This window comes from Pseudomonas sp. PB106, from assembly GCF_009764645.1.
GTDB lineage: Bacteria > Pseudomonadota > Gammaproteobacteria > Pseudomonadales > Pseudomonadaceae > Aquipseudomonas.
Map to the genome: position 1 here is coordinate 30,437 of NZ_RWIM01000125.1, position 11,704 is coordinate 42,140.

The window sequence follows — 11,704 nt, forward strand, 5'->3', positions numbered from 1 at the left end:
GACACAGACGATTGGCTCGGGAACCCTGAGCCTATCGAGACCTGCCGGCACCAGCTCCGGATGTACGAAAACGAATTCGAATCCCTGACGCTCAAGCTGGACCGAGCACTGGAGAACATTCAGGGCTTGGTCAAAGATAATGACGCACTCAGGCAGGAAATGGCTTCGTTGCGCACAAAGCTGGTATCAGCCGAAACCGAGGCGGCGGACGCCAAGCGGCGCGCCGTGGATATCGAGACGAAAAGCAACTGGGAGTTGATGGCGAAAGGCAGGCACATCAGCGAGCTGACTACCCAGATCCGAATCCTCAATGGAGACAGTCCGTTCAAAGACCCCTTCCCTCATCAGCGCGAAACCGACCGCACGTAATCCTGGCATGCCTGTAGCGCGATCAGTCCACGGTCGCCGGTGTCGGTGATGGCGACAATTCGTTGAGCATGCGCCGGGTCAAGTCGGGCGCGTACGGCTGCATGATCCACGCCGCCGGCGCCGGTGGCGGCAGACACTGAACAGCCACCGGCTGAATCCGCGGCGATGAGGACTGACAGCCGCACATCAGCAGTGGCAAGGCGATCGCGCAGGCGAGCCTGATCGTTTTGTGCATTGGTCATTTTCTCGAAGTGGGTTTTATCGCTGGCCACCAGCTTCTGCTCGAGCGCGATGCGCTTGTCCTGCTCGGCTTGTTGCGCGGTGGCGCCGACCACGGCCAGTTGATTGAGAGTTTCGGCGCTCAGCCTGTCCTGCTCGGCAAGTTGCTGGCCATACCGCCAGTCCTGAAACTGCCAAGCGCTGCCAAAGCCGGCGAGGACGAGCGCCAGCGCGCCTACAACCTTCCACGGCACCGCAATCATGGAACGTCCTTGAAGAAGACGTGGCCGCCCAGACGAAGAGTCTGCTTTGCCTTCGCTGCCCAGGCCGGTGCCTTGATGCTGGTCGCGTAATAGTGCGTGGCGCCGCCGGTAGGATCTGGCACCGCGCCGTCGATCACCTTGTCAGCAGCGATACGTGCCTGCGCCAGTTCGCGGAACGGGATCTGCTTCACGCCGATGAGGAACTGATAGTTCGGATCGGACTTGTTCCAGCAACTGAACTGGTACGGTTTCTGGCAAACCCCAGCGTAACCCTCGCCCCACCAAGAATTCGTCTTGCCATCGAAAACACGGTTGCGAACCGTCCAGGCCACGGCGATCTGGCCGGCAGTTCCTTCGCCGCGCGCCTCACCCCAAAGTGTGCGGGCGAGGATGTCTCGGTCTTTTTCAGTGACAGTCATGCTTTTCTCCAGGCAAAAAGAAGCCCGCTCAATGGCGGGCTATCAGGATTCAGGGGTTTCAGGCCAGTCCGGGTTCGCCGGCCAGCCTTCACGTTCTGGCGTTTTGCTCAGTGCAATCAGGTAGCGTTTCCACGCCTTCCAGCGATTCCGATCGGCATCACTGATTTCTTCCAGATCAACGCCGGCCTGTAATGGACTGATGGCCGTATTTGCTTCCTGCACCAGTCCACTCAGTGAAGCCTTCGCGTCCCTTACCAATTCATCGACCGCGACCTTCTGAGTCAACCAGTCCGGCAGTTCCTCCACGTAAGTCTCCCCGGGATCTACCGCCCAGCCCTCTTCGATACCGCGCCAGCCAGTTTCAGTAATTGCATAAGGCATATTCAGCGCTCCATTCCATAGCCGCAGACATCGATGAAGAGGGTTCCGCCGGTGTTAGTGTTGGCATAGGTCACGTTTTGTGAGGCGTCAGTGACAAACTCGAACTGGTAACGCGACCCCACATCGAAAAGCGCCATCGCACCCGAACCGGCCGAGGGGATCGAAAGTTGCGAGACAACGCCCGTGGCGGTGCAACGAAGCACAGGTGTTTGGCTGGTGATGGGTACAACCGGGGCCAGAGAAACCACCGTGTACGCCGTAGCGGTTCCACCAGCAAGACGCCGAAAAGGCGCGCTTGACGTTGCCGCACCGTACAAAAGCGTTCCAGCATTGCTTATCTGAAACCCGTAAAGCGTCCCGCCCGCTCCAGATCGCAGTGCGCAAACAAACCTCCGGGAAGTGTCGCCAGTTTTTGACCGCGCCGTTCCCGAGTACGGTGCGGCGGGCGCGACAGCAGAGAGTTCAATCGCGGAAGTCCCGGCATTGTCGTAGAGATAGAGGTAATAAAAGACGTCGGGGGTGAGCCCACCTATTCCCGTCAAAGTGATGGGTGACGTAAGGCGCAGCACCTTGTTCGAACTCTGAATGAAAGCCGCACCCGGGGGAATGGTGATCGAACTGCTCGAGTTCCAAACCGGAATCAAGCCATCGATGTAGCCCGGGCCGACACCCAACGCGGCAGCCGTTGCGGCGGAGGCAGCAGCATTCGTTTCAGAGAGCGCAGCTGCGTTCTTGGAAGCCAAAGCGGCGGAAGCCGAATTGCCCGCATTCGTTTCGGAGGTCGCCGCGGCGTTCTTGGAAGCGAGCGCCGCCGAGGCTGACTGAGCCGCATTGGTTTCCGATGTTGCTGCCGCGTTCTTTGAACTCAGCGCAGCACCGGCGGACGTACCGGAATTGGACTCTGACGTCGCAGCGGCATTTTTGGAAGCGAGCGCCGCTGCTGCAGAGTCTGCCGCCTGCAGCACGCTTTCTTCCAGCCCATCCAGCGCGTCGCCTACTTCTGTTGAGGCCTTGCGGAGTGCATCGGCAGTTGCCTTTACATAGCCCTGCATCGGCGCCAGCGCATACACTCCGCCAGCGGTAGTTGGCCCTTGATAGTTTGGCGAGATGGCCAGCGCGGTGTCGCTCGCGATGTTGACGACCTCATACCAGTTGCCGTCCGGCCCCCGGAAGGCATCACCCACGCGGCTATTCGCGATGAAAGCAGTGCTGGTCCCGATCACGGCACTGGAATTTTGGGTGACAGACACCGTTCCTGATTTGTACCAGGTCATTTATTTCTCCAGATTTTGAGGGTCAGGCCACTAATTTGGCGCAGAGGAATGGCCGGTGGCCCTGATCAGTCCAGGCAGTGGTGGCTAGGCTGTACATCATGATTCGCCCCGCGGCGTAATCCACGCCGATCGCGCAGCCGCCGCCGGTAGCGTTGTTATGGCAGTTCATGGTGAAAGGGTTAAGAGAAACGTACTCCCCCGCACCAAGCGCCTTGGAAATCCCCCAGATATACCGCCGACCTACAGGCAAAACCTCGTCACCGAAATAGGTCCAGTTACCGGCGGCGAAAGACACGACCACCGCCGGTGCGCCACTGTCGTAGACCAGCGCTCCCGCGGCATCCCACAGCCTCATGCCGTAGATCGCCGTGCCCATGGATGCCCACGCGGACACGAAATACAGGCCGCTCAGCGTGGAGTTGACGTTTGACGCCTTCATCGCAAACCCAGTCCAGCCGCCTGACCCACCCATGAACCAAACCGATATCGGCACCTGAATCGAACCCGTCTGATCCGGTCGGATAAACACCATGGGAGGATCTGCGCTTGTGATGACGCGGGGGAATGCGACGACTGCGTCGGTCGTACCGGAGTAACTCCCCTTCGCCAAAACGCAAAGCCTCGGTGCATCTGAGTCGATTTGAACAAATAAATTGTCGTTGAAGCTCTGAAAGCCGTAAGTCATGTCCCGTACCTGATCGCGTACCCCTTGGCCACGACTCTGGATTGCAACGTCGAAGCGCTAGAGGAAGGGTTTTTCGGCAGAACTGTCACCTGGCCTACAGCCGTGGTGACATAGGGATACGATTTGGTGTTACCACTCCCGTCTAACTCCGATGACTGCACGTCTTGCGCCCTCGTCGGAATGATCATGAATACGCAGTTGGCCGGGTTGAATCCGGGAATGCTCAAGGTGTAGCTGGGCACCGTTCCGCTGAAGTCAATCACGCCCTGCCAAAGCACCTGGTACGTAAAGGAGTTTGTGTCCATGGCGAGAAATCCGTTCTCGTCAAAGACACGCAGACCAAATAGAGCCATTGATTACCCCAGATAGCCGAGACGGACACGCAGCACGTTGTTGGCGTCGTAGACCGAGACGTTCAGCGAGTTGATCACCAGTCGGCCCTGTCCGGGCACGATGCCGTTGATCTCCAGCGTTCCGTCTTTATTGAGAATCCAGCCTTGCTGGCCGGCGATATAGTTGTTCGAGCTGATGAAGTTGCCGATCTTGGCATTGGTGATGCTGCCGTCCTGCAGGAACGCTGAGCGCATGAACACCTGGCCGCCCTGCACTGCAAACGGCACCGAGATCGCGCCGCCAGCAATCGTGTTGACGATGGCGAACCGATCCGCCGCAACCAGGAACTGGCTCTGAAAAACACCGTTCACGTTCTCGATGCCCAAGCCAATGCCAGCAGCCACGTACTGACCATTCGCGGTGACCGACATCTTCACCGACCACATCGTTTTCAGGTTGCCATCGAGATCGGCAAAAGCCTCGGCAGTCTCCTGGATGGCGGATGTGTTGTCTCCGACCGTTGCTGTCAGTTGCGAGATTTTGGTGGCAGTGGCCTCTTCGTTCGTGGCGACCGTACGCTCCAACTCGGTCAGGTTTGCAGCGTTTTCACCCACCTCGGAATCAAGCGTTGTTACCCGCTGGGTAAGCGCGCTGTTTTGCGAGGCCCGGACCTTTACTTCTTCAGCAAAGCTGGTCGTAGCATTCCAGCCACGCAAGGCATCCTGTGCGTCACCCTCTCCATCTTCGTCGCGGTAGGAGGCCCGCAGTGCTTGGAAAGCTGTCGCTTGCGCAGTCACCACGCCGTCGATTTCGGTGATGTCGGCAGTGTTGGTTTGAACCTGCTGAGCCAAGCCGTTTGCCGTCTGCACTGTCTGCCCAACGTCGAGCCAGTAAGCAGGGTTAGGCGGAGGGGTATCGAGCGGAACCGGGTCGGTTGCTTGATATATCCGCTTGCCAACCACCACAAGATCGTATTCCTCATAGGTCGCTTCCGGGTCGTAACCCTTCAGCCCGTCGAGTGCATCGATCTGCTCTTGCAGGCCCGGGATCTTGTCGATCTCCTCGAGGATGTCCTTGCCCAACTCGGTACGCCCAATCTCCCCGGCGATCATTTCCAGAATGGCCGCAGCGTCGGAGCTCGACTGCCCCTGCACACCGATGCCGATCGGATACCACGGCCCGATGTTGCCGATCTTGTCGACGATCCGCCCCCAGAAGTAGAACGTCACGCCGGCGCGCAGGCCGAGCATGGAGAAATCGCTCTGCGGGTAAGCCAGGTCGGTCAGTTTGGTAGCCATGTCGAGTTGGGTGGTTTGGCTGTACCAGATTTCAGTCCTTTGGCTATCCTCCGCGCCGGCAGGGAAACCCCACTTCAGGTAGATGCCGAACAGCAGTGGCGTGGCATTCAGGTAGCTGAGAGCCGGCGGCAATCCCTGCTTGCCTTTGAGATTGGTCAGGATCGAATTGCGCCAGATCGACGTGATATCGAACGCACTCACCGCCCGCACCCGGGCCACGTAGGCGCCCGCGTAAATCCCAACGACATCGACATTGGTCATGCCGGTGCGCTGCAGCTTGATCCAGTTGCCGCTGTCTTTGCGCCACTCGATGTCATAGCCCACAGCACCAGGCACGGCAGGCCAGCTGATGGTCATGGTGGCCACGGCCAACCCTTGGACAACCGCCGAAGTGGATACCAGCGTTACGCTCGCCGGTGCCGGCACCACCGTGATCGGAATCACGCTGATTGGTCGCTCTTCAAGCCGGGCGCCGGTGTCGATGTAGGCGAATTTGCTTGGGTCGTATTGCAGCGCACTGATTTCAAAATCGCCTTCGATGGTGCGCCTGGTGCGCAGCACGCGGTACAGCGGAATCGCCAAGTCATTGGCATCAAGCGCCCATTGCAGTTGCGCGATCGGCGGCTCGCTGTAGTTCGTGGTGACGGTCACGTCGCGCCCGATAACCTTCTGCACGGTGCGACCTTCTGCGCGGCCGCCCGGCAGGTTGATGATCAGGCGGTCACCGACCTTGGCTTGGGTGTCACGGTCGAGCGTCACCACGCGGCCAGACGCGGCCGAGATACGCCCGCCAACTTCACGCCCAGCGAGCAGCGAATCCGCCACCGGAATGATGTGCCCGGGCAACGGGATCACGCCTTCCATGCCGGTCTTGAACGATACGGTGCGATCCTGATTGTTGCTCAGGATCGCCCACTTGCCGCGACGCTGGGCCTCAGATGCGCGAGTGCAACCAATGGCACTCAGTTCGGTCGGGCGATCACCGTAGCGGCGCTGCAATTCGAGGTCAGCAAAAGGGATGACGTCTGTGTCGTAGTTGTTTGCAGGGTTGTCGTAGCTGACCAACGCACGGGTGTAACGCGTCTTCGCCGAGGCGCTGCCATACGAAAACTTGCCGTCGATAACGTTCGCGCGAGTGAAGACGTAGTCGAAATCCTGCGCGCGCGGCATGTCGGCCTGCATCACCAGCTGTCCCTGCGCCCAGTAAGTCATGCCCCGATAGATGCCGGCGATATCGCGCAGCAGCGACCAGGCGTCAGCCTTGCCCTGCAGGTTCATATCGCAGAGGAAGCGCGGCTCCAGACCTCCAAGCCCGTTCGGCACCATCTGATCGCAATACTGGGCGATCCGGTAGAGCTCCCACTTGTCGACCATGAACGGCTTGATGCGCTTGCCCAGACCGAACATGTCGTTGGTGCACACGCCGTAGGTGATCCACGCCGGGTTATTCGTCCAGGCTGATTTCATCGAGCCGTCCCACGTTCCGGTGTAGGAGCGCAGGATGGGGTCGTAATTGCTCGGTACCATCCAGCGCCGCGCCTTGCACTTCACGGTCACCGCCGGGATGTTGGTGAACTGCTCGGCGTCAAATTCGATGTAGAGCAGCGCGGTGTTCGGGTAGCGCAGCTTGGCGTCGATGACTTCGGTGTAACCGGCGACCAGCATGGTGTCGGCGATCTTGTTGCTGTTCTGGTTCAGCGTCAGGCGGCGCACGCGGATCTGCCAGCCTGTGGTGGCGTCCGGCAGATCGATGCGGCGAGAGCGCTCGTAGCGCGTGGTGGTCTTGCCGTCGACGGCGTCCACCAGCACCTGCTGGTAGGCGCCTCCATCGGTGGCCACATCGATCGCGTAATCGATACGGTAACCACCGACATTGCCTTCATCGTCAGCGCGCTGCAGAGCTGGCCAGGCCAAGCGAACGCGCACAGCCGACAGCTGGGTGTTGGTGATGGAACGCACCCACGCCGCATCGCTGCGCAGCTCGACATTCAGCGACGTCTCATTCTCCACGGACGGGATGCCGGGTATGTACGTCTGGTTCACTGAGCCAGGGCGCCAGTCCCACTTCACACCAGGGAAGTTGTAGTTGCCGCTGGCATCGCGGATCGGCGTGTTGTCGAGATAGATGTCGTACTCGGTAGGTACCGCGTCGAACTCGCCCTCGCCCACGGCGATGAGCAGCTTTGCCAAGTTGGTCGAGCGCAGGCTGTCGCTGGCCTCGACTGGCGAGTTCGGCTTACTGCTGCCGCCCTTCTCGCCGTGGATATCGATCTTTGCTGCTGCGCCCATGCTTTCCTCCAGGCATAAAAAAACCCGCCAATGGCGGGTTTTCAACGAATATGGATTACTATTTACTTTGGATGTTTATAAAAACTTGGGTTGAATCAACGCCGTAGTATTTCGCAACCGCGTCTTGCGCATCAGACAACGAGAGTCTCGGCTCTCCACCAAGCTCATAAATCGAAAGACCGCCGAGTACGTCTCCTGCATTAGCGTATTTCATACCGCTACTAAAGGCCCCTCCAACTGAAAAACCATTATTTTTCTGCGCACTCTCAAGATAATGATTCGTTACGTGAGGCGAGAGAGAGTTGCGCTTGCAAAAACGAACTCGCCATTCATAAGGCCCGGACTCGGTGGATGATTTTACCCACTCATCGATTGCAAAAATAAAAGCACTTCCATCATTTTGCGGCACTAAAACCCACTTGGTAGCCAAGACGTCTGCGTCATCTATCTCTGCTGGTAGTTTGTACCATACGGTAGAAAGCGTCGGATCTACTCCGACCGGGGTGCACCAGCCACACATTTCACGCTTTTCCATTTTCAAAAGAATCCAATTGACTGATGGTTGCGGCAAGATCAACGCTGAGAAAACTTTAGTCAAGTTTTGTCTTCAGCCAGGATCGAAGCCGAGATGATCATGCCACCCCACCGGCGTTCACCGATGCAGATCGGCACGGGGTTTCCGCTGGCGGTGGTGTTCTTGGCGCTGCCGAAGGCATAGGACGGGGAGTTTTCGGGGGATGCGCTTTGCTTCAGGCCTGAGGCTTGGGGGCTCAGCATTTGAATCACACCGCCCGCGACCAAGCCAATACCCGCGCCGATCAGCGGCGCCCCGAAGGGAGTTGTCGATAAAAACGTACCCGCAACAATCAGAACCGCACCGACAATGGTTTGAATCAACCCGGCTTTCTTGCTTCCGTGAATGACCGGCACGATTCGAATGTCAGTCGCCCCACCCAAGCCAAATTCCGTCTCGCCAACGTTCTTTCGATTGCGAAACACCGCGAAGCGCATACCCAGCCGATCAAGGCGCTGTATCTCCTCCTTGAATCCTTCAAGCGTCGCCTTCAACGCTCGGAATGCCTCCCAAGTCTGGCCAGAATCCAAGACTCGACGATGAACTCTGCCAAACTTGGCCGCCAGAGACCCGGATAGCTTGATTGTGGTCATCGGCTGATAGTGAGCGGCGATCGACTGCATAACTTTCTCCAGGCATAAAAAAACCGCCCGAAGGCGGCTGATTGCAAATTCACTTACTGATAATCGACGTAAGGGCCAATGAAAAAACCGCTCATGTCTCCACTGATTCGGTAGAGGCTTTCTTTGCCACCCTGCACATTGGCAGAGATCGTACGGATGGCTGCCCCGCCACAGAGCCCAGAGCCGGCAAGGCCTGCTCCGATACTTGGGTTGCCCGGCGGCAGGTAAAAGGAAGCGCGCTGTCCGGTTCCGATCTTTGCCGCCTTCCGGCCATCGACGTAAACCACGATGTCACAACCAGACCCAACCATTCCCGAGTCCCGGACGACCGTCACCTTGCCGCTTTCGCCGCCCGGCTTATTTTGAAAGGCGTACAGCTCATCCCGCGGCACCGGATCAGCCTGGCTAACCGGAATTGCAGAAGAGGCACACCCCGCCAACAGCGCTACCGCCAGCGCTCCTACGATCAGTTTCATGCAGGTCACTCCTGTGAGAAAGAGTGCACGATATCATCACGCAAACTGTCTGGACATCCAGCATGGATAAATGCCCAGTAGAGGAATTGGATCCAGCAATAGTAGCATTTGGCCTTGATCGAGAATTTTAATTTTTCGAAAACTGTGAGTGTTATGTATATGGAAAATTTAACCATCCCCCCCACGATATATATCGCTTTCGGTGTAGTAACCGCAGCGCTTCTTACGGGTTTTTTTTCATTCCTCAACATGGTGAGCGCCAAAGAGAATAAGGTTTCGGAATTTCGCTTAGCATGGGTAGATGGTTTGAGAGAAGAAATCGCAGATTATACATCCGCGGTTCAGGAACTCGTGAGAATAGAGGTGAGACGATTTAATACGGATCAGCAACCCTATGAAGTGGCATACAAATCCACACAAGCTTGGCTGAAACTCTCGAAGGATGCTTTCGATAAAGCAATTGGCAACATGACAAAAATCCAGTTGAGGCTCAATCCAAATCACATCAAGGAAAAACCTGATAGCCCAGAAGCCATACTTATGGTTCATATTAATAAAGCAAGAGAGGAATTCAACAATGGCGATTACCAAGCTGCTTTTAACTGCTGCATCGACATTAGATCCGCGGCAGCTCCATTATTGAAAACAACTTGGGACCTGGTAAAGACGGGTGAACTCGAGTATCAGAAAATTAGAAAAAACGCACAACGGATAGTGATCGGAGGAACCGCACTTACTATCGTCCTCGCAATAACTTTAGGGGGCTTTTCATTTTTCCACTCTCTCAGCAATTCATTAAACTCAAAACCACATGAGTCGTTCGATGCAAACGGAATTCCGATTAAGGAAATACCAACCACGAATGTTAAGGCGCCCGAAATCAGCCTAGAAGAGCGCAAAGTCCCCCCGCTTAAAACCGACAATTAAAAATCTCGCACATCGCAGAAAGTTCATAGCCAAACTGGGTGTAACTTATCTCCGCCATGGGTAGATTGCATCTTTATGCCTCAGAATAAGGCGCATTCGGTCTAGCCATGGCCCACCGAACACGATGACCTCCGACGGCCTACCGTACAGGTGATGCAGGAGAAACGGGCCGGGGCCGAACGTCGCGGCATCCTCGCCGGGCAAAGCCGGATCGGCGCCGAGGAAGATCCCAGCGTGATTTGGGTAAACAGTGCGCCCTACTTCCATAACGATCATGTCGCCGCGCTGTGGCTGGTCGACGCGGTAGAAGCCGGCTGCCTCGTAGTTCGCTTCGTACAGGCTGGTGTTGTCCTTGCTTTCCCACCAACCATCGGCGCGCTTGAAAGCTTCAAACTCCAGCCCCCATTCGCGCTTGTACCAGTCTGCGCAGACCTGCCAGCAGTCCCACGCGCCGTGGACGAAAGGCCGCTTCAGTAGCGGCACCTCGCCGGAAGGTATGACCGTCCGAAGATCACCTTCGGGCCAGCTCAGGATGTGCCAAGGCAACGCAGTCGCTTCGCACATAGCGAGATCGCGCGGCGAAGGCCGGCTGGTGGCGTCCGGGTGCGAATGAAACACACCGATCACCTCGCCGATGTCCTCGGCCGCGGCGTACTCCTCCGGGTCGATGCGAAACTCCTCGTTCGGTTCGACAGAGACGTTGCGGCACGGGTAGTACTGCTGCTTGCGGCCAACAGCCAGCAGGAGCCCGCAGCACTCTTTCGGGTATTCGGCTGCCGCATGCGCCTGGATCGCGCTCAAGATGTGCTTTCGCATGTCAGCTCCGTGCGATCAGGGAAACGGCCGGGAAGCCACCGAACGGCAGCGGGTTGCCCTCGCCGAAGCGCGGGGTGCAGCCTTTGCCGAGCGTGGCATCGCATTCGTCCAATTCGGGGTTGTCGGTTATCACGCCATCCTTCGTGACGTACGGGCCGGTGTAACCGCAGTTCGGCCCGCGATATCCACCGGTGAGACACCAATGGCACAGCGTCGTGGCCTGCCGGCCAATGGACTCATTACCGACGTCGCCCGGGCTGGCCAACTCCCAACTGACCGTCTCCCCGTCCTCGTTTGTCTTCTGGTCGATGTACCAGACTTCAATCGTCTCTTGGGTTGGGTCTGCCGTTGGATTGCCCGCCGGGAAGTTCGACGCGTCGAGGTAGGTGCCCAAGGTGTGGCGCATCGTCAGCTTGAACTCGAGCAGATCCTCGAATGCCAGGCAGAGCGCAGTGATCCGCCCGTAGACGTTGCCCACCGAAAGAGTGGGCCGGACGGCAGTGCCGTCGCCGTTCGCCTCGATGCCGTCAATCTGCATCGGCCAGGCGCTGTACTCGTTGCCCTGCCAGTAGATGGCCTTTGCCGGCAATTGATCGGCATCGGCGCCAGCCGCGATCAACTCTGCAGGCGTGTGCGGAATCGCGTGCCCATGAAAGCGCAGCACGTCGGCGCCATAGTCCGTGCCGTCCAATTCAAAGAGCAGCACTTCGCTGCCAGGCTCAAGCACCTGGATGTCACTGATCAGCGGCATGATTACC

Annotated in this window: 13 protein-coding genes; 2 read left to right on the forward strand and 11 right to left on the reverse strand. The window is 57.8% G+C overall.

Annotated features, from left to right (window positions below):
* Nucleotides 1-60 precede the first annotated feature (60 nt).
* Entirely contained in the window at nucleotides 61-369 is a 309-nt protein-coding gene (locus EJA71_RS17300) for a hypothetical protein (protein WP_178113713.1), read from the forward strand.
* Here the strand turns inward: EJA71_RS17300 and EJA71_RS17305 are convergent.
* From EJA71_RS17305 to EJA71_RS17345, 9 genes are all read right to left on the reverse strand, one after another.
* A complete protein-coding gene (locus tag EJA71_RS17305; RefSeq protein WP_371925698.1) occupies nucleotides 345-851 on the reverse strand; it encodes a lysis system i-spanin subunit Rz in 507 nt (168 codons plus the stop codon). The two genes, EJA71_RS17300 and EJA71_RS17305, sit on opposite strands and share 25 nt — an antisense overlap.
* Complete coding sequence (locus EJA71_RS17310) at nucleotides 848-1,270, reverse strand: cell wall hydrolase (protein ID WP_158958730.1); 423 nt, start codon at nucleotides 1,268-1,270, stop codon at nucleotides 848-850. Before EJA71_RS17310 ends, EJA71_RS17305 begins: the two co-directional genes overlap by 4 nt.
* Before the next feature lie 42 nt (nucleotides 1,271-1,312).
* The gene (locus EJA71_RS17315; protein ID WP_158958732.1) at nucleotides 1,313-1,651 is read right to left on the reverse strand and encodes a tail fiber assembly protein; all 339 of its coding nucleotides are present in this window, start codon (nucleotides 1,649-1,651) and stop codon (nucleotides 1,313-1,315) included.
* Between the two features lie 2 nt (nucleotides 1,652-1,653).
* Complete coding sequence (locus EJA71_RS27590; protein WP_256671768.1) at nucleotides 1,654-2,925, reverse strand: hypothetical protein; 1,272 nt, start codon at nucleotides 2,923-2,925, stop codon at nucleotides 1,654-1,656.
* 22 nt (nucleotides 2,926-2,947) lie between these two features.
* Nucleotides 2,948-3,610: a hypothetical protein gene (locus EJA71_RS17325; RefSeq protein WP_158958734.1), complete on the reverse strand. Its 663-nt coding sequence runs from the start codon at nucleotides 3,608-3,610 to the stop codon at nucleotides 2,948-2,950.
* Nucleotides 3,611-3,966: 356 nt separating this feature from the next.
* On the reverse strand, nucleotides 3,967-7,530 hold the full coding sequence (locus tag EJA71_RS17330; RefSeq protein WP_158958736.1) for a host specificity protein J: 3,564 nt from the start codon (nucleotides 7,528-7,530) through the stop codon (nucleotides 3,967-3,969).
* Nucleotides 7,531-7,588: 58 nt separating this feature from the next.
* Nucleotides 7,589-8,128, reverse strand: a complete 540-nt coding sequence (locus tag EJA71_RS17335) for a hypothetical protein (protein WP_158958738.1) — start codon at nucleotides 8,126-8,128, stop codon at nucleotides 7,589-7,591.
* The gene (locus EJA71_RS17340) at nucleotides 8,125-8,727 is read right to left on the reverse strand and encodes a tail assembly protein (RefSeq protein WP_158958740.1); all 603 of its coding nucleotides are present in this window, start codon (nucleotides 8,725-8,727) and stop codon (nucleotides 8,125-8,127) included. The genes EJA71_RS17335 and EJA71_RS17340 overlap by 4 nt, the downstream gene beginning before the upstream one ends.
* Before the next feature lie 53 nt (nucleotides 8,728-8,780).
* Nucleotides 8,781-9,203: a hypothetical protein gene (locus EJA71_RS17345; protein ID WP_158958742.1), complete on the reverse strand. Its 423-nt coding sequence runs from the start codon at nucleotides 9,201-9,203 to the stop codon at nucleotides 8,781-8,783.
* 159 nt (nucleotides 9,204-9,362) lie between these two features.
* Between EJA71_RS17345 and EJA71_RS17350 the strand changes: the two genes are divergently transcribed.
* Nucleotides 9,363-10,130 (forward strand): hypothetical protein, encoded by a 768-nt coding sequence (locus tag EJA71_RS17350; protein ID WP_158958744.1) that lies wholly within the window; start codon nucleotides 9,363-9,365, stop codon nucleotides 10,128-10,130.
* 45 nt (nucleotides 10,131-10,175) lie between these two features.
* Here the strand turns inward: EJA71_RS17350 and EJA71_RS17355 are convergent, their stop codons facing one another.
* Nucleotides 10,176-10,946, reverse strand: coding sequence for a C40 family peptidase (locus tag EJA71_RS17355; RefSeq protein ID WP_158958746.1), 771 nt, complete (start codon nucleotides 10,944-10,946; stop codon nucleotides 10,176-10,178).
* A gap of 1 nt (nucleotide 10,947) precedes the next feature.
* Entirely contained in the window at nucleotides 10,948-11,697 is a 750-nt protein-coding gene (locus EJA71_RS17360; RefSeq protein ID WP_158958748.1) for a phage minor tail protein L, read from the reverse strand.
* Nucleotides 11,698-11,704 lie beyond the last annotated feature (7 nt).